The sequence below is a fragment of the Amazonocrinis nigriterrae CENA67 genome (genome assembly GCF_016056305.1).
GTDB lineage: Bacteria > Cyanobacteriota > Cyanobacteriia > Cyanobacteriales > Nostocaceae > Amazonocrinis > Amazonocrinis nigriterrae.
This window is the reverse complement of sequence record NZ_JAECZC010000026.1, coordinates 39,959-64,301: the sequence shown is the minus strand read 5'-3', so window position 1 is coordinate 64,301 and position 24,343 is coordinate 39,959. Positions and strand designations below refer to the sequence as shown.

General features: G+C 37.2%; 22 protein-coding genes and 1 CRISPR repeat array. Of the genes, 14 read left to right on the top strand and 8 right to left on the bottom strand.

The window, feature by feature from the left end; translation table 11 throughout:
- Positions 1 to 106: 106 nt before the first annotated feature.
- From I8748_RS15140 to I8748_RS15120, 5 genes are all read left to right on the top strand, one after another.
- Positions 107 to 706: a SpoIIE family protein phosphatase gene (locus I8748_RS15140; RefSeq protein WP_198125402.1), complete on the top strand. Its 600-nt coding sequence runs from the start codon at positions 107 to 109 to the stop codon at positions 704 to 706.
- Complete coding sequence (locus tag I8748_RS15135; protein ID WP_198125401.1) at positions 703 to 2,010, top strand: PP2C family protein-serine/threonine phosphatase; 1,308 nt, start codon at positions 703 to 705, stop codon at positions 2,008 to 2,010. Before I8748_RS15140 ends, I8748_RS15135 begins: the two co-directional genes overlap by 4 nt.
- A 176-nt stretch (positions 2,011 to 2,186) precedes the next feature.
- Positions 2,187 to 2,777 carry a DUF6272 family protein gene (locus tag I8748_RS15130; protein WP_198125400.1) on the top strand — a complete coding sequence of 197 codons (591 nt, stop codon included), beginning with the start codon at positions 2,187 to 2,189 and terminating at the stop codon, positions 2,775 to 2,777.
- A 66-nt stretch (positions 2,778 to 2,843) separates the two neighbouring features.
- Positions 2,844 to 3,197 (top strand): slr1659 superfamily regulator, encoded by a 354-nt coding sequence (locus I8748_RS15125; RefSeq protein ID WP_198125399.1) that lies wholly within the window; start codon positions 2,844 to 2,846, stop codon positions 3,195 to 3,197.
- A gap of 115 nt (positions 3,198 to 3,312) precedes the next feature.
- A complete protein-coding gene (locus tag I8748_RS15120) occupies positions 3,313 to 4,953 on the top strand; it encodes a mechanosensitive ion channel family protein (RefSeq protein ID WP_198125398.1) in 1,641 nt (546 codons plus the stop codon).
- Here the strand turns inward: I8748_RS15120 and I8748_RS15115 are convergent.
- Entirely contained in the window at positions 4,936 to 5,193 is a 258-nt protein-coding gene (locus I8748_RS15115) for a hypothetical protein (RefSeq protein WP_214662581.1), read from the bottom strand. The two genes, I8748_RS15120 and I8748_RS15115, sit on opposite strands and share 18 nt — an antisense overlap.
- A 479-nt stretch (positions 5,194 to 5,672) precedes the next feature.
- On the opposite strand from I8748_RS15115, the gene I8748_RS15110 reads away from it, so the two are divergent.
- The gene (locus I8748_RS15110) at positions 5,673 to 6,434 is read left to right on the top strand and encodes a phosphatase PAP2 family protein (RefSeq protein ID WP_198125396.1); all 762 of its coding nucleotides are present in this window, start codon (positions 5,673 to 5,675) and stop codon (positions 6,432 to 6,434) included.
- A 202-nt stretch (positions 6,435 to 6,636) separates the two neighbouring features.
- On the opposite strand, the gene I8748_RS15105 is transcribed toward I8748_RS15110, so the two are convergent.
- Positions 6,637 to 7,290, bottom strand: a complete 654-nt coding sequence (locus tag I8748_RS15105; protein WP_198125395.1) for a hypothetical protein — start codon at positions 7,288 to 7,290, stop codon at positions 6,637 to 6,639.
- 511 nt (positions 7,291 to 7,801) lie between these two features.
- Here I8748_RS15105 and I8748_RS15100 point away from each other — a divergent pair.
- Together I8748_RS15100 and I8748_RS15095 are read left to right on the top strand one after the other, a co-directional pair.
- The gene (locus I8748_RS15100; protein WP_198125394.1) at positions 7,802 to 8,638 is read left to right on the top strand and encodes a sulfite exporter TauE/SafE family protein; all 837 of its coding nucleotides are present in this window, start codon (positions 7,802 to 7,804) and stop codon (positions 8,636 to 8,638) included.
- Between the two features lies 1 nt (position 8,639).
- Positions 8,640 to 9,206 (top strand): DUF1634 domain-containing protein, encoded by a 567-nt coding sequence (locus tag I8748_RS15095; protein WP_198125393.1) that lies wholly within the window; start codon positions 8,640 to 8,642, stop codon positions 9,204 to 9,206.
- A 73-nt stretch (positions 9,207 to 9,279) separates the two neighbouring features.
- On the opposite strand, the gene I8748_RS15090 is transcribed toward I8748_RS15095, so the two are convergent.
- The 3 genes from I8748_RS15090 to I8748_RS15080 all read right to left on the bottom strand — a co-directional run bounded on the left by I8748_RS15090 (position 9,280) and on the right by I8748_RS15080 (position 10,565).
- The gene (locus I8748_RS15090) at positions 9,280 to 9,549 is read right to left on the bottom strand and encodes a hypothetical protein (RefSeq protein WP_198125392.1); all 270 of its coding nucleotides are present in this window, start codon (positions 9,547 to 9,549) and stop codon (positions 9,280 to 9,282) included.
- Between the two features lie 274 nt (positions 9,550 to 9,823).
- Entirely contained in the window at positions 9,824 to 10,207 is a 384-nt protein-coding gene (locus tag I8748_RS15085) for a hypothetical protein (protein ID WP_214662580.1), read from the bottom strand.
- 118 nt (positions 10,208 to 10,325) lie between these two features.
- The gene (locus tag I8748_RS15080; protein ID WP_214662579.1) at positions 10,326 to 10,565 is read right to left on the bottom strand and encodes a hypothetical protein; all 240 of its coding nucleotides are present in this window, start codon (positions 10,563 to 10,565) and stop codon (positions 10,326 to 10,328) included.
- Between the two features lie 8 nt (positions 10,566 to 10,573).
- Positions 10,574 to 11,050: direct repeats of the CRISPR family, unit length 37 nt; unit sequence GTTTTAATCCCTTTACGGGGAGTTAGTAATTGGAAAC.
- A gap of 979 nt (positions 11,051 to 12,029) precedes the next feature.
- Between I8748_RS15080 and I8748_RS15075 the strand changes: the two genes are divergently transcribed.
- Entirely contained in the window at positions 12,030 to 12,491 is a 462-nt protein-coding gene (locus I8748_RS15075) for a hypothetical protein (protein ID WP_198125389.1), read from the top strand.
- A gap of 70 nt (positions 12,492 to 12,561) precedes the next feature.
- Here I8748_RS15075 and I8748_RS15070 read toward each other — a convergent pair whose 3' ends face one another.
- Both I8748_RS15070 and I8748_RS15065 read right to left on the bottom strand, forming a co-directional pair.
- Positions 12,562 to 13,371, bottom strand: a complete 810-nt coding sequence (locus I8748_RS15070; protein WP_198125388.1) for a prohibitin family protein — start codon at positions 13,369 to 13,371, stop codon at positions 12,562 to 12,564.
- 361 nt (positions 13,372 to 13,732) lie between these two features.
- Positions 13,733 to 14,563: an ADP-ribosylglycohydrolase family protein gene (locus I8748_RS15065; RefSeq protein WP_198125387.1), complete on the bottom strand. Its 831-nt coding sequence runs from the start codon at positions 14,561 to 14,563 to the stop codon at positions 13,733 to 13,735.
- 418 nt (positions 14,564 to 14,981) lie between these two features.
- Here I8748_RS15065 and I8748_RS15060 point away from each other — a divergent pair, with 418 nt between their 5' ends.
- Complete coding sequence (locus tag I8748_RS15060) at positions 14,982 to 15,866, top strand: SMP-30/gluconolactonase/LRE family protein (protein ID WP_198125386.1); 885 nt, start codon at positions 14,982 to 14,984, stop codon at positions 15,864 to 15,866.
- Positions 15,867 to 15,959: 93 nt separating this feature from the next.
- Here the strand turns inward: I8748_RS15060 and I8748_RS15055 are convergent, their stop codons facing one another.
- On the bottom strand, positions 15,960 to 16,778 hold the full coding sequence (locus I8748_RS15055) for an alpha/beta fold hydrolase (RefSeq protein WP_198125385.1): 819 nt from the start codon (positions 16,776 to 16,778) through the stop codon (positions 15,960 to 15,962).
- Positions 16,779 to 17,327: 549 nt separating this feature from the next.
- Here I8748_RS15055 and I8748_RS15050 point away from each other — a divergent pair.
- The 4 genes from I8748_RS15050 to I8748_RS15035 all read left to right on the top strand — a co-directional run bounded on the left by I8748_RS15050 (position 17,328) and on the right by I8748_RS15035 (position 24,131).
- Positions 17,328 to 18,047, top strand: a complete 720-nt coding sequence (locus I8748_RS15050) for a PEP-CTERM sorting domain-containing protein (RefSeq protein ID WP_225896421.1) — start codon at positions 17,328 to 17,330, stop codon at positions 18,045 to 18,047.
- Between the two features lie 317 nt (positions 18,048 to 18,364).
- Positions 18,365 to 20,197 carry an ABC transporter substrate-binding protein gene (locus I8748_RS15045; protein WP_214662577.1) on the top strand — a complete coding sequence of 611 codons (1,833 nt, stop codon included), beginning with the start codon at positions 18,365 to 18,367 and terminating at the stop codon, positions 20,195 to 20,197.
- 182 nt (positions 20,198 to 20,379) lie between these two features.
- Entirely contained in the window at positions 20,380 to 22,473 is a 2,094-nt protein-coding gene (locus I8748_RS15040; protein WP_198125383.1) for a hydantoinase/oxoprolinase family protein, read from the top strand.
- A 101-nt stretch (positions 22,474 to 22,574) separates the two neighbouring features.
- Positions 22,575 to 24,131, top strand: a complete 1,557-nt coding sequence (locus I8748_RS15035; protein ID WP_198125382.1) for a hydantoinase B/oxoprolinase family protein — start codon at positions 22,575 to 22,577, stop codon at positions 24,129 to 24,131.
- The last annotated feature ends 212 nt before the right edge of the window (positions 24,132 to 24,343 follow it).

Below are 24,343 nucleotides of genomic sequence, written 5' to 3'. Positions count from 1 at the left end.
TGCGATCGCTTATCACCAAACACTTGCCGTCAACCAACCTACTTTAGCTAGTTTAATTCCTGGAATTGTCCATCTTCTTCACTATAAAATCTATGGATAATCATAAATGTCTACAAAAATTTCTGATCATTTAGATTGTGCTTTCTTTGGTCGCCCTTGCTTTGGCGAACGCTTTAGTGGAGACACAGTAATTATTGACAAGCGAGAAGAACTATTTTTTGTAGCTATTGTTGATGTACTCGGACATGGATACGATGCTTACATTGTTGCTCGTCAAATTGAAGATTTTCTCAAAGAAAATTGGAGTAATGATGTATTGGCAACTCTACATCAACTCCACGCAGAAATTAGAGAAACTCGTGGTGCAGCCGCAGGTTTAAGTGTGCTAAATTTAGAAACGAGCGAGTTATCTTATACAGGAGTGGGCAATACAGTTTTTAGAGTTTTTGGTAGTCGCTCATTTCGACTCTGTTCCACAGAAGGCATAATTGGTAGCCATCTTCGCACACCTATAAAACAAAAAGTTGAGTTAACTAAATCAGATATTATTGTACTTTATACTGATGGCATTAAAGAGCATTTTGAAATAAATGATTATCCCCAGATTCTCTATGAAAGCTCTAACACAATTTCTAGAAACTTGGTGCGACGATTTGACAAACTCTATGATGATGCAACTTGTGTAGTTTTAAGGTATAAAAAATGATTACATTAGGTAGCATTTTTATTAATCAGCATTCGTCTCTAAATGAGGTACGCAAAAAAGTTCTTACTATCGTTAAGCTGCTATCAGAAGAAACTATTGTGGCTACGCGAGTAGCTACCGCAACTTCAGAAATGTGTCGTACTCTCTATAAATTATCTATTATCTTTGAAATTGAGTTTGCTCTGAACACAACTATTAATCATTCTGCATTGTGGTTAAATTTTACAGCTAATCAATCTTTGCCAGGAATCAATTTATTAACTCCTTTTTTTGATCAGGTTCAGGTCTTGACATTAGAAAACAATTTGTATAGGGTACAAGCTATGCTTAGTTTACGTGATCAGCAAATTTTTAGTAATGATGCGATCGCCCAAATTAAGTCTATCATCCAGCAAAAAAGCCGCAATGAATTAATGACAGAACTGGAAGATAAAAACCGCGAACTATATCAATCTCTGGAAGATTTAAAGCTAACAACCCTAATGAAAGAAAAACTGCAAGAGCAAAATCTGCGGATGGGAGCAGAATTGAATGTTTCCCGGATGCTCCAACAGATGATTCTCCCGAAACCAGAAGAATTAGTAATAGAAAAACTTGATATTGCAGGATTTATGGAACCTGCTGATGAAGTCGGTGGAGATTACTACGATGTCTTATACACAGATGGCGTAGTCACGTTAGGTATTGGAGATGTAACCGGACACGGATTAGAAAGTGGTATCTTAATGCTGATGGTTCAAACCGCCGTTCGTACTCTCAAGGAAATTCGGGAAGTTGATCCAGTCAAATTTTTAGATGCGCTAAATCGCACAATGTATAAAAATGTGCAGCGAATGAACTCTGAGAAAAGCTTAACCCTTGCAATTATCAACTATGCTGATGGAGAAATTAGTATTAGTGGACAGCATGAAGAAATTCTGATTATTCGCAATAACGGTAAAGTTGAACGAATTGACACAATGGACTTAGGTTTTCCAATTGGTTTAGATAGTGAAATTGCTGATTTTATCAATCATATTACATTGAATTTGCAGCCAGGTGATGGAGTAGTACTTTATACTGATGGTATTACAGAGGCAAAAGATATTAATAAAGTCCTATACGGAATAGAAAGACTTTGTGAAGTAATTAGCAAGAATTGGTACAAATCCGCCCAGGATGTCAAAGATGCAGTAATTACTGATGTACGGCGACATATTGGCAAGCAAAAAGTATTTGATGACTTTACATTACTAGTGCTTAAGCGTGAAAGTGATATTTATCAAGAAATGCCACAACACTCAGAACCAAAACTAAAAGCATGAGTTTTCTTCCTCATGAAAAATTAGTAAAATAAAACTAATTAAAAAATTTACATATCTAAAGTTAAAAATCGATTTAACAATTTTCGTTCTTTTCTGATAAAGCTGCGGTGTACAAAAAACTAAAAAATTACTTTCCGGGATAATTAATTATTTATTTACTTGAGAGGTCTATCAAAATGGCTGAATTATTTGGCGAGTTTATCAGCAACTTTTCTCTAGAGCAAGATTTTCTTCAATTAACTTTTACTCCTAGCTCTCGCCCAATTAAGCAACGCTGGAAAAATAATCGCCTTTCTGCTCACTTCGTTGCTGATTACATGGCTAACTTTATTCCAGTTGATGAAGAAGATCCAACTAGTGAAAGACGTATTAAAGAAAGTAAAAGTGCCGTTAGCTATGTGGCGAACGAGTTACTTGAGAATGCTATCAAGTTTAATGACGAAAATTTAAAATACAGAGTGAAATTTGGCATTTACTTTATAGAAAATTCAGATAACGTTACAGCTGTAATATTTGCTACTAATAGCATTAAGTCAGAAGGTGTAGATAAATTAAAAACATTTATCGAACAGTTGCTTTCCTCTGATCCCAATGATATGTATATTAGTCAAATCGAAAAAAGTGCTGAAGAAGATACTGAAGCTTCAGGCTTAGGTTTATTGACCATGATTAATGATTATGGTGCTGTACTAGGTTGGAACATAGACATAATTGAAGGTGATTTCCCAGTTGTTACTGTAACTACGATGGCTCAAATCAAAGTCTAATATTTATCACCCATCACAAATTCAACAATCAAATTCTTTACTTAAAATTAAAGGAATTGACAGAAAATGGTTAATCAAGAAATTAAGGCAGATGATTACATTGTACAATTTGATGCTGATTCAACAATAATTAATCTTAAAGGTGAGCTGAGTCTTGGTGGCCCTAGCGAGTATGAACCAATCACTAATTTACTTAACGAAGTTGCTGCAACTGATCCAGAAATAATAACTATAGATTTAAGAGAACTAGCATTTCTTAATAGTTCTGGTATCAGTATGCTATCAAAATTTGTGATGAGCTTACGTAAAAAGAAAGGAACTCAATTAGTTGTATTAGGATCAAATAATCAGCCTTGGCAAGGTAAATCATTGCAAAATCTAGTGAAATTATTGCCTGGATTACAACTAAAAATCCAATGAAATAATTAGTAATTTATGCGGCAAACATTGCAAATATTCAAAAAAGTTAGAAATTGGCTTGTAGGATCGCTGAACGATTCATGTTAATAATCAAACGATGCTAAAATAATTAACGATGCTAAAAGAATTATTGCTATTTAAAGTGAATACCTGGGCATTTTTTGCCAGTAGCCTGTTAATTACCATTACTGGAGTGAATACCTGGGCGTTTGTTGCCAGTAGGCTGTTAATTGGCATTACTGGGGCGATATTTATTTATTTCATTTTATTTTATCTTTTGCGTTCTATTTTCCGCAAATTTGAACGAGATATTGCCCTAGTTACCCTTAACGTTTCGGCTTATCCGGCTCTGGCTACTTTTATACTTAGTGTCCTCAAATTTACCTTTGAGAGTTTACCTTCAGTTAAAGTTATTGACAGCTTTGAAAATATTATTACAGCCGGACTGATTGCATCCATTAGCTATTGGATAGTACAACTTTTTATCCAAGTTTTTATCTACTATCTAAAAGAGTATACGCAGCAAACAGAAGCCATGTGGGATAACGTACTACTACCGCTTTTAGAAGCAGTAGTTCCTATTGTAATTTACCTAATAGCTATTGTTTTTATTTTACGTTCATTTGGAGTCGATCTTACTGGTATTTGGGTAGCGTTAGGTGGCGCAACATTTGTGATTGGTTTCGCGGCTCAAGGTATTCTGGCAAACTTTTTTAGTGGAGTTGTCCTGTTAATTGATACACCTTTTCAATTTGGTGATGTTTTGCGCCTTGAAGATGGCTCTATTGCCATGCTCAAGAAAATTGGTGTGCGGGTTACTCAACTTTATGTGCCTGATAAGCATTACAATATTTACATCCCTAACAGTAATTTACAAAGTCAAAATATTATTAATCTTAGCCGTCCTACAGCTTATTATCATCACTCTACTCAAGTAGAAGTATTAGTAGAGTATGATATATATGAGGCTAAACAAATAATAGAAAAAATTATTTTAGCTCATCCAGATACATTAGGAAGTATTGATAAAAAATTAGAAATAGTTGATAGTTACTATCAACTTGAAGAATTAAAAAAACAACAAGAAATTGGTAAGTTGCGTTTAGTTGCAGAGCAAGAAGTTAATTCTAAATTAGAAGAGATTCAAATAGGATTAGAAACACTAGCTGTTACACTACAATTTGCAGAAAAAGGTGGATTTTTCCAAGACGAAATTGATAATGTACAGCAGGAATATAGAAATATTTTAGCTTTGATTGGTTTAGAAGCGATTGTCGAAAATCAAAACAATCGTACTATTTTTAATCTGCAAGAAATCAAATTTCACGACTCGTTGATTGAGTTAGTCCGGAAATGGTATCGCATTTGGATTCGCGATCCTAATCTTTTAGATAATGATAGTTATATGATTTCTGAAGAGTGGGAGCGCAAGCTTAATCTCTTGAAACGAAGAGCGCAGCGTTTATACCAAAAAATTTCTAATCCCCAAAGTGAAGAAACCCGAATTGATGATTACGTGATGGAATTAAATAGATGGGTTCGGGAACGATTCAAAGAACCACGTCAAAAGTGGCAAGACCCACAAGTTTTAATCAAAGGTACAAATCATGGTGGTGATGGGAATACCTATGCTGAATTTAAGCTCAATTTCTTTGTTGATGATATCACACTAGAGAATGGTAGACGAGGTGAGCGCGTTAGTAGTCAAATATATCAAGAGGTTTTGCAATATCTCAAGTCAAAAAATGTGAGGTAAGGATTCAGGTAGCAGAGTATGCTGATTACCAACATTAAAATCTTGAAAGCTGTGGAACAGGTTACTACCTCGAATTGCTCCCCCATCTATCCGATCAATCTGACCTTTAGGACTTTGGACATTGGGTGTCAAGATAGAGTGTTCGGCTTTCAAGCTGTCATCAACAACTATCTGAGCTACAGCTGTTGTTGTTGAACTTAGAATACAAGCGATCGCAGCACTGCCTATTAAAATTCTCATCAGCATGATAACTCTATCGCTCTCCTCTTTTTACCTAAAATTAAAGATTTATATAAGTGAATCTAATTATGCTTGAATTTAGTTAAAAAAGGCACTTTTATCATAGAAATTTTATATAATTTTACTGCCTCCTTCATGAAAACTTTAATTTTAGATGAATTGAAATTAACTAAAACTGATACAAATCGACTTGTTTAAATCTAAACTATTCCGATATACAATCTGATGCTATCTGGTCATGCTTGAAACTGCTGGAATATTTGTGCAATATACATCTTGGCAGTTTGACCAAAGATACCTTGTAGGGGCGTACAACTGTACGCCCCTACAACCAAAGCATGTGTCGCAATCATTATCGAATTTGGTATAAATTTCGACGGAATCTAACCCCAACCTCTGACCTACGAGGTCAGGGGCAAAAAATCCACAACTTGGTACGATGCAGATAGGATAAGCTCCATAGCTCTAAAACCTCGTAAATGGAAAATGCAAAAAAAACTGACAAAAAGCGTCAGTCACCTTTTTATTTTCTCAAAAACCTGCTGCTTGCCCATTGGCGATCGCTGTTACTCTTGTTGATAGGAGTATATTTACCTTTGCAGGTATTTGAAATTCTGGCGGTGAAGATTTGGCAGAATCAAGTTGGCTTTCCGTGGGATGTGCCTATTTTGTTGGCGGTTCACTCAAGAGCTAAGCCAGAATTGGATGTATTGGCGGTAATGTTAGCTAAATTTGGCTCGTTTTGGACTGCCTTACCGATTTTGAGTGCGATCGCAGTTATATTACTATTAAGAAAACGCTGGCGATCGCTAGCCTATTTACTCACCACATCACTAGGAAGCGCCGTTATCAACCGGACAGCAAAAGAATTAATGCACAGAGTCCGTCCCCACCTTTGGCAATCTAGTGCGCCTGAGTTTGACTTTGCATTTCCCAGCGGTCATGCTATGACAAGCATGACATTAGTAGTAATTTTGTTAATTTTAACTTGGGCTAGTTCTTGGCGCTGGTTGCTTTTGATATTTGGCAGCTTGTATGTCATTGCTGTTGGTTGGTGTCGTCTCTATTTGGGCGTGCATTTTCCTAGTGACATTCTCGCCGGATGGATGGTTGCATTAGCTTGGGCAATTGGGGTAAGTCTAATTATCAAACCGTATTTAACTCAAACAACTCCTATCAGTAGCAATACACCGAAAGATGAAACTTCCTTACTTCCCGAAGAAAAACAGTTAGTAAAGTAATTAACATTCAAGCCACAAAGGAATTAGGAATTAGGAGTTATATCAAGTCCACTTAATTACTTATAAAAAGCGAAGAACCCCACCCCGCCTTTGACTTGCGTCAAAGTTTCCCCTCCCCGTTCACGGGGAGGGGTTAGGGGTGGGGTGCAATAACTGTGGAAATCATAACCAATTCCCAATTCCCCATACCCAATTCCAAAATTTAAGCCTTTTTCGTAGGTGCATTAGTAACTCGTGCATCTACAATTGCTTGCGACACATTAGGAATAAACCAGTTTGTTTCACTAGGTTTCACAATTGTAGTTCCAGCTTGATTAAATTCAATTACTCCAGTATCTGGATTTTTTTTCAGAACTAAATTTGTACCATTAGGAACCTTGATTACCACACCGCCAGTCACATCTTCACTTTGTCCATTTTGGCTGATAGCAACAGCTGTGACATCATTTGGTAGATAAACTCCCTTACAATTCCAATTGTTTTCAGTTGTCTGATTCTCACCTAAAAAATACAGCGCAGCCCCAGAGGAATATTCATCATCATCAATATCTGGTTCTGGGCCATAAATAGCTAGAGTTTTGCCTGTTTGGTTGCTGCACTGTCCCCAATCTATGCCTGACTCAAAAGCATATTTTTGCAGTTCTAATTCATTAATTTTTTGGTCAATTTGCTCTGCTGTGTAACCCTCTAATTGAGATTGTGTTTCTTTGACAGTTTGTAAGGTTTTCAGTTGTTGAATCAGTGTTTTGTAATCAGGATTTTTGGTATATTCTGGGCGGTCTGCTAATGAAGGTTGAGCAAATACCAGATTTACAAGTAATATTGCCACCATCAAAATATATTTGAATTTTTTCATAATTTATGTCCTAATTTTGACAAATCGCAACTGATGGTTATTTCAGACTTTTGTCAATATTATAACGAAACTCTCACATTGAAAAATTTTTCCACAATTCTTCTGTTGTGTTGTTTGCCTAACTTGCAGCTTCATTCAACCATTTAAATTCAAATACTTGATTGTCTTAGATACATGAGTTAGTATTAAATCTACCTTGAGAAATAGAACTAAAGATATACAAAACAAAGCCTCTAGATACATCAATATCTATACGTAAAAGTTATAGATTCTTGCCGAAAGAAAGCTAACTTTTAATTCTCCATATTCCCATCGAAATATGTGCCATTTAAACTATAAAAAATTGCAATATTAAACATCAAATAAAATTATCTTTTTGATCAAATTTGCCTTTACAGGTTATTTTTACAATAAATGCTGCTTTGTCAACAGTATAAAAATTATAAAATTAGTTTAAAAAAATACGAATACCACCTGAGTAACTTGGTTAAAAAATAAAGAGGAATAAAATTTGAGTATTCTGGAATTTTCATTATTAATTTGGATTGGCTCATTTTGCGCTGGCTTGATAGGAGCGCTAACTGGGTTAGGTGGTGGGGTAATAATTGTTCCGTTATTAACTTCAGTATTTGGTGTTGATATCCGATATGCTGTTGGTGCTTCACTGGTGTCTGTAATTGCTACTTCCCTTGGTGCAGCATCTACCTACATTAAACAAGGCTATACGAACTTGCGACTAGGAATGTTTTTGGAAGTAGCAACGACAATTGGGGCCATAGTCGGAGCGTTAATTGCTACTTTTGTATCTGTAAAAGCGCTGACTATTGTACTAGCGATCGTGCTTATTTATTCAGCATACCTTTCACAAAAACCTAGAGTAGAACACGCTGAAGATGAATCAACAGATCCTTTAGCAAACTATCTAAAACTGAATAGTACTTACCCAACCTCTGAGGGATTGGTATCTTATCAGGTTGGTTCTTTACCAACAGGGTTTGGTGTGATGTTAATAGCTGGGGTGCTTTCTGGTTTACTTGGTATTGGTTCTGGAGGTTTCAAGGTATTAGCAATGGATCAAGTCATGGGTGTACCTTTTAAAGTTTCTACTACCACTAGCAATTTCATGATTGGCGTGACAGCAGCAGCATCAGCAGGGGTTTACTTAACACGCGGCTACATCGATCCAGGACTATCAATGCCGGTGATGTTAGGAGTATTACCTGGTGCTTTTTTAGGTGCAAGAGTTCTTGTAGGTGCTAAAACGCAAATTTTAAGAATTGTTTTCGGTGTTGTACTGGTGGTGATGGCTATGAAGATGGTCTACAACAGTTTAATAGGGGGGCTGTAAAATGTATAAATTTAATTTGCATAATTTGAATTTTCGTTGGGACTCATCGGCACAGCCAGAGAGTAAAGCGGCTAAACTCAGCTTCCAGCAGAAAAATCCAATCTCTGATATCGAAAAATTAGAAGAAAAGCCTGCTGATACTGTAGAGCAAATATCTAATAGTTGTGAAATCGATACTAATAATAACCTAACCAAATCATTAAGTGAGCAGCAATTAGAACGTTTACTCAGCAACCTCCTGAAATATGGTGTTTTAACAGCTAGTGCTGTCGTTTTTTTAGGGGGAATACTGTACTTGATTCGCCACGGTGCTGAACCTGCTGGATACAAATTTTTTCAAGGAGAACCGTCTGAATTTCGTTCACCAGCAGGTGTAGTGAATGCAGTATTATCAGGTAGCCGTCGTGGGATTATTCAACTAGGATTGTTAATATTAATTGCCACTCCGGTTTTACGCGTTCTAATTTCTTTAATAGCTTTTCTACTCCAGCGAGAATTTATATATGTTCTTGTCACTTTGTTAGTGTTAGCTAGCCTGACTTACAGCCTCGTCGGAGCTTATTATTAATATGTTCAATAGGCAATTATCAATCAGGCATTGCTCATAATGTGTCGTCATCACCTCTTAAATATACACATTACTAACCTTGTAAAAGGTCGTTAATCCAGTTGAAATTCTCTTGAATTTGTCTTGCTAGATAAGTTCTGAATAATTCAAAGTTTTCTACTGGAAAATTCCCTAATCCAAAAGCAAATGCTAAACTCACAACTCCAATAAATAAAGCCAAAGTTCTGCCAAAACAACCAGGATTAATTTCAAGAAAAAGTAATTTAGATTGCCCGATTACAGCAATTGTAATAAAGATAATTCCAGCTATTAAAAGTGTGTTGTTTGAAGTTAAAGTTGCCATGTTCTTATTAAAGTGATTTCTCATTCTTATTGTAGCTATGATTTAGTTATTATTTCTATAATGTCCATACACAGAAACTATTAATTTAATAATTCTCAGCTGTCAAAATCTTGCATTTCAATCCCCTTACGGGGAGTTAGTGATTTGAAACCGGATTGTGTTGGCGATGTCTGCAGGTGTTGTGTATACGGCAGACAGTGAGCCAGTGGCGGTTGCGGTGTTTGATGCGGCGGTTTCCGGTACAGAGATGATGCCATTTCTAATTATCTTTTGATTATTCTTGCTTCCAAGGCAGACGCGGAACATCTCTTATTTCGTCTGGGTATACAGATTTGATTACTTGATGTAGATATCTTACAGCATAGAATTCATCAATAAAACCACAAATATCCATGTCCATATTTGGAGAAGTATAGGGGCTATGTGCAAGCCAAGTGTCATCTAAACATTTCTGTATGTAGCCCAAAACTATATTTTCAAAAAAAACATCTTTCCGAGGACATTCTTTAACTATTAAAGCTTTTTTACGAATTTCAGTAAGTTCTGGCTCTTCCCATTTACGCCCTTGCTCATCATATCCACAAGACAATTCTTTGCCTAAAGTAAAAGTATAGTCTTTGAGTGATACTAGCCCAAAATTATGATGATCAACATCCATAAGTTGTTTGATTTTTATTTTATAAACTGACAAGAATTTATCTTTATATAATTAGTTATGTATTTACTTTACTGAGTAGCTTGGTAAAGCAAATCATATTATTTGAGAGAGATTAATTTTAGTCAAACAAATTGGCAAGTATTAAAATTACTCCTTTCTCCAAAGCTTCTCTAGTCATATTTTGTCTATCCGTTTTAGATATACCACGACCACCCTCACCCACTGCCCCAGGAAAAGCTTCTAGTAATGAAATGTAAGAAACAAAAGGTAATTGTTGAAATCGGCGTGCGTAATTAGACATCGCTTGCCATTGATTGTCATTGCTGGTTATGTCATTATATGCAGCACGTTGTGTCAATTTTATATGTTTCAATCCCCTTACGGGGAGTTAGTAATTTGAAACAAAACGCTGTTGTGGCATTCAATGTGAGTATTTTGTCCGTTTCAATCCCCTTACGGGGAGTTAGTAATTTGAAACTTGTGAAGAGACAGGCGATCGCCCAACAAAGATTCATGTTTTAATCCCTTTACGGGGAGTTAGTAATTGGAAACTTGTTCCCGTCAAACAAAACCCCTCGGCTGTTAGTTTTAATCCCTTTACGGGGAGTTAGTAATTGGAAACATTCTGGCAACAAGCGAGTCTTCATAACGGTTGACACGTTTTAATCCCTTTACGGGGAGTTAGTAATTGGAAACTGCTTGATGTTGAGCTAAGTTGAAAGCAATATTTCCTAGTTTTAATCCCTTTACGGGGAGTTAGTAATTGGAAACTTCTTGCTGTTTTGCGGCTTCGGCTTCGGCTGCTGGTTTTAATCCCTTTACGGGGAGTTAGTAATTGGAAACTCTTTAGACTAAAACTTTTACTGAGCAAGGTTCCTATAAAGAATTTTGGCAGGAAAAAATGTTGGTCATTTTCAGCCGTTTTTATTGCAAATAATTTGCAACTTTTTCCATTGATCAAACGCTGTAACTATTTACTTGTCAAGGTTCTGGCGATTTTGGCGGGACTCCAGGGATTTTGCCCCCGCTTTGCCATGCCAAACATCAAGCTGATTACCACATCATAATATGTGTATCTAATATTGTCGAGTAGTTTTCTAGGACTTACGCACTTCTAAGTAGATTTTCGCCTTAAAACTGTAATTGTTGCTCTGTTTTTATCCAGCACAGCATCTGTAAACGCTCTTTTTAAAATGCTTTGCGCGCATCTTTTAGGCTTTTTGATAAATAATAAGCACTTAATAGACATCTAGCTTGAAATAATCTGCCATTGCTTACTCAAAAGTTTTTTGTCTTGTATATTCTCTATTTTACAGCTTTATGCATACTTATTTAAACTTAGTATAATTTGGTTATTTCTCAACAAACTACGGTTAAAGATACATGTTATCAACCCGATGGACTCACAACATCCTAGACTCGTATCGCAACATCGGTGATAGAAAAGCTGATCCTGTAATCGAGGATCTCTTTGCAACAAACCAGGTGGGGGCTGACAGAATAATTATCAGTAGACCGAAAACTTTTGCGATCGCGATATTGGGGATTTCCAGAAAATAAAAGCGCGATCACCGTATCAAATATATTAATGACGCTAGTTGCGCGGCTGTCGGCAAACCCACCCACGGCACTGGCTTCCTAATGCCCTAAGCGGCGGGGAGAGTAACCTTAACCACCTCCAAGGATATGAAGTTTCCCACCGCTTTCAATAAATTTCGTGACGAGAGATTAACAAAATTTAAAATTGTATCACCGCGGTACTAGACTTTTGCATAGCTACCAGATTAAACTACACTAAGCCGATAGAGTATTAGTGATTTTTATGGAAAGCATCCAAAAAGTGAGTCAAGACTTGAGTTTAGCAAATCAAACAATCTCTGAGCAGTTAGAACCTACTGTTTCAGAGGCTTTCAAACAAGACTTTTTCACAAAACTCAGAGGTGGATTCTTTCTAGTACTAGGATATCTGTTATCGCCACTATGTTGGTGGAATGATCTGTTATTTAATTTGCCAATTGCCTACGGTTTTGGGTATGTATGCAGTTTATTGTCACCTAAATTACTTGTACCCTGTTCAATTATAGGTTACTGGCTCACTAATATTGTGGGTATTTTGTTAATGCAGTTAGGCTCTGCTGATGTTTTTCAAAAGGAATCTAAACAACGTAACCTCAAAAAAGAATTACTTACAGGTCTAATTTCCTCAACTATTTTTACTGTTGTGGTGATCGTATTAATACAGTTGAAGATTCTTGATGCTCCTGTTTTATTTTCCAATAATTAGAGGAAATAATATCACTATTACTCAGCAGCGATCGCTGCTGGTAAATCTTCACAAGAAATATCAAAAAAGCTCAATTTTCACCAGCTTGTAATAATTCAGTCAAATTCAAGAATTTGGGTGCATCTTTACCAACTATTAAAGGCAACTTACCATTCCATTTTTCTATTGTTTGTCTTTGTAGTATTTCTGGAGTTAAGCCGTCACGTAGTAATCTATGTGCCTCAGCCTCTCCTTTTGCTAGATTGACTTTCGCCTCAGCCTCTTTTGTAGCCTTTAGTGCAATAAACTCTGCTTGTTTTGCTTCTTGTTCAGCAATCTGTTTTGCTTCTACCGCCTCACCAAACCTTTGTGAAAAATGAACGTGGACAAGGGAAATATCATCAACTGCAATATGATAGTTAGCCAGTCGTGTAGTTAATGTATCATCTACTGCTAATTTGACTTCTCCTCGTTTCGTAATAACTTCCTCGGCAGTATACTTGGCAACAACTGCTTTTAAGACTTCTTCAACTGCTGGGTTAATAATCCGCTCAATGACATTCTTTTCATTGCCAATTTGCTGGAAAATAGCATTAGCTTCTTCCGGAAGAATATGCCAATTCAGTGCTACATCAGTGAAAACATCTTGTAAATCTTTGGAAGAAGCTTCAGCCGAAATTTCCTGACTTTGTACACGAACACTCAGCTTTTCTACAGTATTAACTATAGGAATAATTACGTGAATTCCTTCTCCTAGAATTTCGTCTTGTACTTTTCCAAACTCCATCAAGACCCCGCGTTCTCCTGCATTGACAATTACAAAGGGTGTGAGGAATAGAGTTATTAAACATAAGAGTGCTGTCAGTTTACCAGCACTGTTAAGAGCTTTCTTTGTTTTCATCGCTGCTATGAAAAAAGGGAGTTGGGAGTAAGGAGTAGGCAAAGGATAACAAGATAACGTAGCCAATCAGTGGTGTATACATGGAACAGGTTTACAATATACTTCTATCAGCATTTAGCGCATTTAAGAAGATACATTTTTAACTTTATTTTGTGAAAGTTTTAAATACTATAAATCTACCAACTTACAGTATTTAACAGTTGTTGAATAGCAGTATGTCATAGCTGCGTCTGCTAAACAACCTTGTTAAAGGTAGATATTCATACCGAGTTGTATTCAAAGGTAGTAGGGAGATAAGGGAGATGAGGGGGATGAGGGAGATGTTACTTTCCCATGTCTAGATGCTATTTTTGAACGCAACTCATATCATGTCCATCAGCTGCTTGTCCAGTTGGATGAGATAGTCCCTGCCGTATGAACCATTTTCTAAGCCCGTGATCAGATGGTCGGGAATGTCTTGGCTAATTTCCTCGCTGCATGAACCAGCGGCTAGGGCGATCGCTGCTACTGTGTCCACATCGCCTGTAAAAGCTATACAATCTTGTAAAAGCTGGCTCATACTGTCGTTTCGCATCACCGCAGTAATTGCTGCGCTGACACTCATCCAACCTTTAGACTTAACTTTACCCTCCCAAGGCTGAGACCAATCCCCAGATACATAACCTTCTAGAAACTGTCCTAATTTGCGTTTTGGCCCCAGTCGATAGATAAAGTAGTGCGACATCAAAGCAGCTGCTACAGCAGCATTGATCCCATCAGGTGTATTGTGGGTAATTGCCGCTTGAATTGTTGTTGCCTCAATGACTTTTTCGGGTGTGGGATAAATGCCAATAGGTGCTGCACGCATTGCTGCGCCGCTTTTGTCACTATCAGGGCGAATTCTATCTAAAAATTCTTCTCCATCCTGGATTTCTACCAAAAAATCGTAAAAGCGGCTAGCATAACCTTCTCTAGGATCGCGTTTAAAGGCTCTAACAAAACTGTCAGCTAAAACTTCCGGTGTCCACGGTAGTTGAGCTACTATCACCTCTGCAATGGCAATGCTCATCTGTGTATCGTCTGTATAGCTGCCAGGTATGAGTCGATGGCGGGGATGTTGTAAGTATTTACTTAAATCGTTATAAGCGCCCATTTCATTGGCGTATTCAAAGCCAGCACCGTAAGCATCACCAATTGCCAACTCTAGTAACATAGTTTGTTTATTATGTCCGTTTGATTACTTAATTAAACCCGAATAACCCTACCAAAGCTATGCTTTGTTTTCATGCACCATTACCCTAAAGGGGGCCCTAGTTCCCCATCAACGGGGTGAGGTGCAATGACTGTGAAAATTATAACTAATTAAAGGGTTTTGGTATTAGCCCTAGTTTTGTGTTGGCGATCGCTTGACTTTTAAGACAGTTATTACCTGATATTAAATCTGCCTAATTACTGATTATCAAAAGTTTCTGTACCTACCGCAGTTCTGTCATTAGGTTGGTTTCAGATTGAGAAATGATAATTAAAATCTACTAAAAAATACTAAATAACTGACAAATAAAAAATATTTCATTGTAATATTTCGTTGCTGACAGTCAACAGTTATCAGTGATCAATTTCAAGAATGTCAAATGATTAAGACCCTACCATATCAACTTTATAACGTTCTAGAAGTACGTGCCCGCTTGGGTGAGGGGCCAATCTGGGATGCAAAAGAGAAATTGCTTTACTGGGTTGATATCTACAACCATCGAGTGCATCAATTCCATCCAGCCAGCGGCAAAAGTAGATTTTTTGAAGTTTGTGATGTAGTAGGAGCGATCGCCAAAGCAGGTGCAAATCGATTGATTATGGCGCAGCGCCATCGCTTAGCATTCCTGGACACTCAGACAGGTGTGATTACTCCAATTGTAGAGATTGAAACAGATCTACCAGATAACCGTTTTAATGATGGTAAATGTGATCAACAAGGTCGTTTTTGGTTTGGATCAATGTCTGCTTCTGGAAAACCTCAAGCTAGCCTCTACCGCTATGATCCTGACGGCTCATTACATGTAATGGAAACAGGATTAACTATCTCCAATGGTCTGGGATGGAGTCCCGACCAAAAGATATTTTACCTCACAGATTCTTCTCAACAAAAGGTCTTTGCTTACGACTTTGATGCAGTTACGGGTAGTATTAGCAACCGTCGCATTTTCATAGATTTCACTGGTGAATCTTTTTATCCTGATGGTTTGACCATAGATAATAAAGGATGTATTTGGTCAGCAATGTGGGATGGTTGGTGTGTGATTTGTTTCAGCCCATCCGGTGAAGAAATACTAAGGATACAGCTACCAGTTCAGATACCAACTAGTTGTACTTTTGGTGGTGATCATTTGCAGATACTTTACATTACTACTGCCTCTGTCGGACTCAGCCAAGGAGAGATAGAAAAAAGTTTTTACTCAGGCGATTTATTTGCTCTGGAAACTGATAGTACTGGATTACCTGCATATGATTTTCAGGGATAATTATTGCCAGTCTAAGTAGGGTAGTGCAATTAAAGATAACTGGCTGTGTTTTAGCTGACAATTCCTAATTTCCATAAGTTTATAGGTGCATCTTCAAAAAGAAATGGTATTAGATGGCTTTAACTGTCCTAAGAAATTGAACATGACTGAAACCACAGCATCCGGCGACTCAATTAAAAAGCCATGACCACCATGATTAAGCACCACAAGTTCAGCGTTGGGAATACTTTGTTGGAGTTGCTGGGAAAACTTAACTGGGGTGAGAATGTCCTGTTTACCTACTATCACTAATGTAGGACAATTAATATCTTTGAGACGCTCTGTTGTGTCACTGCTAAGAATAGCTCGACTCTGGTGATAAAGTCCATGAGTTGTTGGGCGGAAAGGATAGTTAATTGCAAATTCAATCAGCTGTTCTATCATTCCGGGTATAGAGTAGAACGCATCCGTAAATATCCAAGGTAATACGACTTTCTCATAAAGTTTAAAGTCTAAATGCCCAGGAAGCTCACCCCAAGTTTCGATGAGGCTATTGAATCGTTCATCGCCTTTTGCCAAAGATGACAGTAGCATCAGACTCTTAACCTTTTGCGGGTATGCTAACGCTAACTCTTGAGCAATTTGACCACCCATTGAATGACCTGCAACATGTATCTGTGCAATGCCAATGTGATCGAGCAATGCTGCAACATCATTTGCCATTTGTTGAATACTGTAGGGACTATCAGGAGCAGAACTTCGCCCTATCCCTCGGTTATCTAAGCGAATGACTTGATATCGGGAAATGAGTAATGGCATGATTAGTGACCAATAAGCATGATCGCACAAGAAACCGGCAATTAAAAGTAAAGGCTCACCTGTTCCTTTGATTTCGTAGAACAAATCAATCCCGTTAACATCAACTTTAGGCATAGTGACTAATACATCCTGTGAGCCAGCGTTCAAAATCTTATACCAACTGGCATTACTATAATATAAACAATAAATAAAAACCTGATTTTTAGAAAAAAACTGTAGTATTTTTGTGCGATTGAGTTTTTCTTTAAAAGAATATCAAAACAGCCCATAATTAATTATGGAGTCTCCGATTAAAATTCATCTAGTAATTCTGGGGTGGAATGGCATGACAGCCTAACGCACACTATATCTTGGGCAAAACGGAGTTATTCATAGAAGAAGAATATTCAGGGCGGTAAATTAATTATGAAATCCTGATTTATGACTCCAGAAGACTCAATTTTTTTTCTTTGAAGAAATTTAAATAAGGGCTTGCCCAATTGAATTATGCACTCAAGCCCAGCACATTCCAGAAATAACAAGAGCGCCACGTTTGACAATTACATTGATACCAAACGATACCAGAATCATTCCGATTAATACCTAAATTCTGGTATGATTTGCTTGAAAAATTTACCACAAGTAAACATGTATCAAACAATCAAACAAATAAGTCGAACCCTCATGACGACTTTAACAATTTCTTTATACTTAAGCGGAGTCTCACAAGCTCGTACCGTTACTGACATCAGTCCACCGATAGGAGCAGGTTTAGGTGATGTACTGTGTCCACAACTTCAAACTCCAGTGACAACGCCATTTCCAAATAACAACAATAGTGTATCTCCCAGCCCGAATCAAATCCTTAACTTTCCTGGCTTATCTTGTACTCCTAAAACTTTTCAAACTATAGCTCCCATCGATACCAAACTGTTCGTTGAACCTTCGGGAGGAACAACTGAGTATTTTTTTACTGAAACAGTTGTGAATAATACTAGTTCTATCTGGGATGGTTTTAACCTCAAAATTGGTTTTGGATTGAATGATGAGTTTGCACCACCTGAATTAATTTTAGTCCCCTTTGGCTTTGCAATTCCAGATTTCGACTTCAATGATTCTGGTTCTGACCCACAACCAACCTCATCTAAGTTTACGCAACTCATTCAGGATGGTTCTTTCAATCTTTTGTGGTCTGGGGGAAGTGTCGCTCCTGGGGAATCTATTGATTTTACATTTTCTGTTGATGTCCCTGATGATTTAGATGGCAACAATTTCTATAATTCCTTTACCATTCGTCAAGTTCCTATTGCTGCACCTGTTCCTGAGCATAATTCTACTAATGGTCTTCTAGGTTTACTAGGTCTATTCATCTCAAGTTTAGCTTTCAAACATAAACTGACATAATCCTGATCCAGTCTGCACTACCCCAATTAAGGTTGGGAAATTTTTTGCGCTTTTGTGTCTAGCGAAAACCCTTATTTTCACGTAGCAGCAATACCCTGCGGGAAGCTGCTTTGCATCTACATGAATTGCTGCTACAAGTTCTAGTTTTGTGTAAGTTCTATAGAATATAAGAGTTATTGATTTGCTCGACATTGCAATCTGTTGATACCAAGCTTTAGTATGTTCCTCATCTGTAGAAATTATTTCTACAAATGAGGATAACCTGATGTAAAAATTAGGCTATCATCTTTTTATGATGATATAGATGATATCTCAAGATGTGTCAAGCTTGTTTGGAAGTAATAGAAAAGCTAGCGATTAATATTGAACTTTTCTTGCATAATTTAAACGCTTTCGCAAATAAAAAGGCAATCCTCACTGAACTAGATAAACTAATTATTTGTCAATGTTTGCTAGGTTTTTCTCGGCAACAAATAGCAGAGATGAGCAAGCTGCGTCACCAAAATATTGGGGACAGACTGACTAATAATATTTATCCGAAAATAGCGGAGTTAATGAAGGTTGACCAAGAGGAAATAGCCGGGAATTGGGTCAAAATTATGAATTTTTTACTTGATCTACGCAATGGTTATAAATTGAATCCTGCCCCTCAATTAAACAGTGATAATTTTCAAGGAAGTTTTGGTAGGCAATTTTTTCTTTACCCACCTAATCAAGAAATTGTTCAATTTCAAATTGAAGCTACCAAGTTTTACCAATTAGGTCTTTATTATCAAGCTTTGCAATATTTTTTAATGGCATGGAATCAAGAAATAAAGCTTTATGGCAGTGGTAACCCCGAAGTCTTAATTTATATTAATAATTCTTTAATCGAATATAAAAAACTGCATTTACAAGAAAATGGCATTAAAATTTATACTTTAGCTGTCGTTGTACCGTTTTATCATAATCAAGGTAACATCGCTGCTGAAACTTTACGAGGGATAGCTCAAATACAATTACAAGTTAATTTCCTCAGCTTTGAAAAAATTGCTTTGGATCAAGAGATAAATTTAGATAATATTAAACCACAAATGTTTTTTAGTTTAATATCTACTAAAATAGCTTTACAAATTCTAATTGTTAATGACCCCAACAATTTATACAGTCCCTACAATCAAACAGCGGAAAAACTAGCTGAATTAGCACAACCATTAAATTTAATCGCTATTATCGGTCATTACTCAAGCGAAATGACCAAAAATGCATTACAATTTTATGCCCAAAAGGGGTTAGTTCTAGTAAATTCTAGTAGTACATCTAATGAACTTTCCAATTTATCTTTAGTCTCTTTTTTTAGATTGACTACTCCAGATATGATTAATGCTGATAAATTAGCTAATTATTTGATGCAAAAATATTCCTCTATTAGTCCATCAAAATTAGCAATTATTTATAATCAAAATAGCCTTTATAGTACTTCTTATAGAAACAGTATTAAAAAATATCTAGAACAATATAAAAATAACTTCATTTTTTTAGAAGAATGTAGTTATATTAGTGAATCCTATTATCAAGTACAAAAATATATAAAACATATTAAGCAAGAGGGTGCAGATATCATTATTGTAATTCCCGATGGAGGAATTGAACCTAATTCTCTCAATAATGCTGCACTCATTAGTAGATTAAATATTGATAATTGTTTAATAGCTGGGACGGCGACATTTTATCAAGAGAATGTTTTGCATTGGATTCATGAACACAGCCAATCTCATTCCATTAGTCCAGATAATTGTCAGATAATTGCTTGTGTTCCTTGGCATTGGCATAGTCAAGAAAATGGCTGCAATAGCTCTAAGAATCATGTAGCTCAAAGTTTTTGTCAAATAGGCGCTCAATTATGGGGAGAAGAAAATTTAAATTGGCGCAGTGCAACAGCTTTTGACTCGGTATTAATAATTTTGAAAACTCTAGAAAAATATCATAGTCAAGATAGCCAATCTTTACTTGCAGATATGAATTTATATTTCAAAAAAGATAAAAAACAAGTAAAGGGTGTTACAGGAAATATACAGTTTGATCAAAATGGCGATCGCCTGAATCCTCCAGCGGAGATAGTGGCTGTAAAATGGAATACACAACAGCAAAAATGGCAATGGACAATTTGACAAACTGCTAATTAGAGGAGTAGGGAGTAGGGAGTCGGGAATGGGGAAGAACCCTTTTTTATAGTTAGTGCGATATCAGTTATCTACACCTGTCGTCAAAATCTTCCACGCTTGAAGTAGAAATACTGTTTATCTCTCGGCTACTCTATTTATATACCAAACACCAATAAATAAATAGAAAAATGTTAAAGGTATTTGCTGACCGTGGTGGTACATTTACAGATATTGTTGCTGTGACTAATAATCAAGCAATTATAGATAGACTATCAAGCCATACCGAACGTTTTTTGATTGTTCCTCTTGCTAACAAAGAATGGGTAATAGTATATAAATTACTTTCCGAAAAACCTGAACAATATCAAGATGCAGTTATCCAAGGTATCCGAGATATCATTGGGCTTGCAAATGATGAAGTTATTCCTTATGAAGCAATAGAAGTAGTGAAAATGGGGACAACAGTGGCAACAAATGCACTGTTGGAAAGACATGGCGATCGCGTCGTTTTACTCATTACCAAAGGCTTTAAAGATGCGTTGCGAATTGGCTACCAAAATCGCCCACATATCTTTGCGCGTCATATCATTTTACCTACAATGCTTTATGAACAAGTCATTGAGGTAGATGAACGCTACGATGCTAATGGTCAAGAATTAATTCCTGTAAATATAGAGCAAGTAAAAAAAGACTTACAAGCAGTTTACCACACAGGAATTCGCAGTTGTGCAATTGTTTTAATGCACAGCGATCGCTATCCTAACCATGAACAACAAATAGCCCAAATTGCCCAAGAAATTGGCTTTACTCAAATCTCCATATCTCATCAAGTTAGCCCTTTAATGAAGTTGGTAAGTCGAGGAGATACAACAGTCGTAGATGCTTATCTGACTCCAATTTTGCGGCGCTATGTCAACGAAGTATCTAGTCAGTTACCAAATATCAGATTAATGTTTATGAAATCTGATGGTGGCTTAACTGATGCCGAACAATTTCAAGGAAAAGATAGTATTTTAAGTGGGCCTGCTGGTGGTATTGTTGGCGCAGTACAAACTAGCAAAAGAGCAGGTTTTGATTTAGTTATTACCTTCGATATGGGTGGAACAAGTACAGACGTTGCCCACTTTAAAGGAGAGTATGAACGCCAACTAGATTCCGAAATTGCTGGGGCGCGGATGCGAGTTCCCGTATTAGCAATTAACACTATTGCAGCGGGTGGTGGTTCAATTCTCTTTTTTGATGGTTCTAGTTATCGTGTTGGGCCAGAATCGGCTGGTTCAAATCCTGGCCCTGCTTGTTATCGTCGTGGTGGGCCATTAGCAGTGACAGATGCTAATGTGATGTTAGGTAAAATTTATCCTCAATATTTTCCTTCTGTCTTTGGAACTGATGGCAATTTACCCCTAGATAAAGATATTGTCATTCATAAATTTACTCAACTAGCCCAAGATATTGCAACTGTCACAGGAAATCATCGTACTCCTGAACAAGTAGCAGCGGGATTTATTGCCATTGCTGTCGAAAATATGGCAAATGCCATTAAAAAAATTAGTCTCCAACGAGGTTATGACGTTACCGAATATGTGCTTTGTTGTTTTGGCGGTGCAGGCGGGCAAGTTGCTTGTTTAATTGCCGATACATTAGGCATGAAAAAGATATTTCTTCACCCTTATGCTGGTGTTCTCTCAGCTTATGGTATGGGATTAGCTGATGTCCAGGCTACCAGAGTTACAGGAGTAGAACAACCTTTAACTGAAGAATTAATTCCTCAATTATTGCAGTTAATGGAGTTCTTAGAAACCGCAGCCAGAAGTGAAATTAGCAACAATCAAACAAGTCTTGAAGAAGTAGTCCAAAAAGTGAATTTAAAATATGAGGGTACGAATTCTACTTTGACAATTGATTTTTCTTCAAATCTAGCAGTAATGAAACACAAATTTGAAGTTGAACATCAATCTCGTTACGGTTTCATTCAATCAGCAAAAAAATTAATTGTTGAATCCGTCACAGTAGAAGTTATTCAAAAAATGGATACTCCTGAAGAACCAATTATTTCTCGTACCCGTCCTCTCAACCAAATACCCCAATCTGTTGAAACAGTAAGAATGTTTACGGCTGATCAATGGCATGATACTCCCGTTTATCGACGCGAAGATTTACAACCAGAAGATAGTATTAATGGGCCTGCCATCATCATCGAAAAAATCAGCACCATTGTAGTTGAACCTGACTGGATAGCAAAATTAACTGAACAAAATCATTTAGTTTTACAACGTCTGTAAACTGCTGATGGGTACTGGGAAAACATTCTAAAATTTGTTCTTAGCCACAGCAAATTCCATAATTTTTCCTTTCATGTAATCTCAAAAAGATATAATTCAAAATGTATACCACATCTCAACCCGACCCCGTTCGTTTAGAAATATTCAAAAATCTCTATCAATTCATTGCCGAACAAATGGGAATTGTTCTACAAAACACTGCCGCATCAGTCAATATTAAAGAAAGGCTAGATTTCTCCTGCGCCATTTTCGATTCTTCAGGCTTATTAGTCGCTAATGCTCCCCATATTCCCGTACATTTGGGGTCAATGAGTGAAAGCGTCCGCAGTTTAATTAATGACAAAGCCGACACCATAAAACCAGGCAATGTCTATCTATCCAACAATCCCTATAACGGTGGAACTCACCTTCCTGATGTTACAGCCATAACCCCCGTCTTCCTGGAAACTAGCAAAAATAATCCTACTCCCCTCTTCTACGTTGCTTCTCGCGGACATCAAGCCGATATTGGGGGTATCACTCCCGGTTCCATGCCTCCCCACAGTACCACAGTAGAAGAAGAAGGAATTCTTTTTGATAATTTTCTCTTGGTTAAACAGGGAAATTTTCAAGAGACTCAAGTCAGACATTTACTCGCAAATCATACTTATCCTGCACGTAATCCTGACCAAAATATAGCCGATTTCAAAGCACAAATTGCTGCTAATGAAAGAGGAGTTAAAGAACTGCTGAAAATGGTTGGTCAATATGGATCGGAAACAGTCCAAGCATATATGCAATTTGTGCAAGACAATGCTGAAGAATCAGTGAGGCAAGCAATTGATGTTCTCAAAGATGGTTCATTTATTTATCAAATGGATAGCGGGGCAAAAATTCAAGTTCAAGTGATTATTGACCGTGGAAAACGCAGTGCTACTATTGATTTTACTGGCACATCTGGTCAATTAAATAGTAACTTTAATGCTCCTAAAGCTGTTACTCAAGCAGCAGTTTTATATGTCTTCCGCACTTTGGTTGATGATAGTATTCCCTTGAATGCCGGATGTCTGAAACCTTTAGAAATTATTATTCCTGAAGGTTGTATGTTGAACCCAACCTACCCAGCCGCAGTAGTAGCTGGTAATGTGGAAACTTCCCAAACCATTGTCGATTCTTTATATGGAGCGTTGGGTGTGATGGCTGCTTCTCAGGGAACGATGAATAATTTTACCTTTGGTAATGAACGCTATCAATATTATGAAACCATCTGCGGTGGTTCAGGAGCAGGAGTTAATTTTGATGGTACCGATGCAGTTCATACTCACATGACTAACTCCCGCTTGACCGATCCAGAAGTATTAGAAACCCGCTACCCTGTACTCGTAGAAAGCTTTAGTTTGCGTTCTGATAGTGGAGGTAAAGGAGAACATTCAGGTGGTGATGGAGTTGTTCGCCGCATCCGCTTTTTAGAACCTATGACAGCTAATATTCTCTCTAACCATAGGTTAATTCCTCCCTTTGGGTTAAATGGTGCAGAACCGGGACAAGTTGGACGCAACTGGATACAACGTCACGATGGAACCCAAGAAAATTTAGACAGTATAGCCACAGTACAGATGAAACCTGGGGATGTTTTTGTGATAGAAACCCCTGGAGGCGGAGGGTTTGGTTCACCTTGAATCTTGTCTAAACTCATCATCAGTAAATACGCCAATAGTGCGATCGCTTTATTTTTAGTTTACTCAAATCTTGCACCTGCCCAATTGACCGCCAAGAAATAAATTTCACAGGCTCAAAGCCGAAGTTTGCGATTAGCTTACTAAACATAAATTTCAGTCTGTTTTAACGGACTTTAGCTATAAGCCTTGAACTTAAGTTCAAGGCGTACTCA

What these genes read in the sequence shown, in the direction of transcription:
- I8748_RS15140 (WP_198125402.1), top strand. Translation starts at nt 107, where the DNA reads ATGTCTACAAAAATTTCTGATCATTTAGATTGTGCTTTCTTTGGTCGC.
- I8748_RS15135 (WP_198125401.1), top strand. Translation starts at nt 703, where the DNA reads ATGATTACATTAGGTAGCATTTTTATTAATCAGCATTCGTCTCTAAAT.
- I8748_RS15130 (WP_198125400.1), top strand. Translation starts at nt 2,187, where the DNA reads ATGGCTGAATTATTTGGCGAGTTTATCAGCAACTTTTCTCTAGAGCAA.
- I8748_RS15125 (WP_198125399.1), top strand. Translation starts at nt 2,844, where the DNA reads ATGGTTAATCAAGAAATTAAGGCAGATGATTACATTGTACAATTTGAT.
- I8748_RS15120 (WP_198125398.1), top strand. Translation starts at nt 3,313, where the DNA reads ATGCTAAAAGAATTATTGCTATTTAAAGTGAATACCTGGGCATTTTTT.
- I8748_RS15115 (WP_214662581.1), bottom strand. Translation starts at nt 5,193, where the DNA reads ATGAGAATTTTAATAGGCAGTGCTGCGATCGCTTGTATTCTAAGTTCA.
- I8748_RS15110 (WP_198125396.1), top strand. Translation starts at nt 5,673, where the DNA reads ATGGAAAATGCAAAAAAAACTGACAAAAAGCGTCAGTCACCTTTTTAT.
- I8748_RS15105 (WP_198125395.1), bottom strand. Translation starts at nt 7,290, where the DNA reads ATGAAAAAATTCAAATATATTTTGATGGTGGCAATATTACTTGTAAAT.
- I8748_RS15095 (WP_198125393.1), top strand. Translation starts at nt 8,640, where the DNA reads ATGTATAAATTTAATTTGCATAATTTGAATTTTCGTTGGGACTCATCG.
- I8748_RS15090 (WP_198125392.1), bottom strand. Translation starts at nt 9,549, where the DNA reads ATGGCAACTTTAACTTCAAACAACACACTTTTAATAGCTGGAATTATC.
- I8748_RS15085 (WP_214662580.1), bottom strand. Translation starts at nt 10,207, where the DNA reads ATGGATGTTGATCATCATAATTTTGGGCTAGTATCACTCAAAGACTAT.
- I8748_RS15075 (WP_198125389.1), top strand. Translation starts at nt 12,030, where the DNA reads ATGGAAAGCATCCAAAAAGTGAGTCAAGACTTGAGTTTAGCAAATCAA.
- I8748_RS15070 (WP_198125388.1), bottom strand. Translation starts at nt 13,371, where the DNA reads ATGAAAACAAAGAAAGCTCTTAACAGTGCTGGTAAACTGACAGCACTC.
- I8748_RS15065 (WP_198125387.1), bottom strand. Translation starts at nt 14,563, where the DNA reads ATGTTACTAGAGTTGGCAATTGGTGATGCTTACGGTGCTGGCTTTGAA.
- I8748_RS15060 (WP_198125386.1), top strand. Translation starts at nt 14,982, where the DNA reads ATGATTAAGACCCTACCATATCAACTTTATAACGTTCTAGAAGTACGT.
- I8748_RS15055 (WP_198125385.1), bottom strand. Translation starts at nt 16,778, where the DNA reads ATGCCTAAAGTTGATGTTAACGGGATTGATTTGTTCTACGAAATCAAA.
- I8748_RS15050 (WP_225896421.1), top strand. Translation starts at nt 17,328, where the DNA reads ATGACGACTTTAACAATTTCTTTATACTTAAGCGGAGTCTCACAAGCT.
- I8748_RS15045 (WP_214662577.1), top strand. Translation starts at nt 18,365, where the DNA reads ATGTGTCAAGCTTGTTTGGAAGTAATAGAAAAGCTAGCGATTAATATT.
- I8748_RS15040 (WP_198125383.1), top strand. Translation starts at nt 20,380, where the DNA reads ATGTTAAAGGTATTTGCTGACCGTGGTGGTACATTTACAGATATTGTT.
- I8748_RS15035 (WP_198125382.1), top strand. Translation starts at nt 22,575, where the DNA reads ATGTATACCACATCTCAACCCGACCCCGTTCGTTTAGAAATATTCAAA.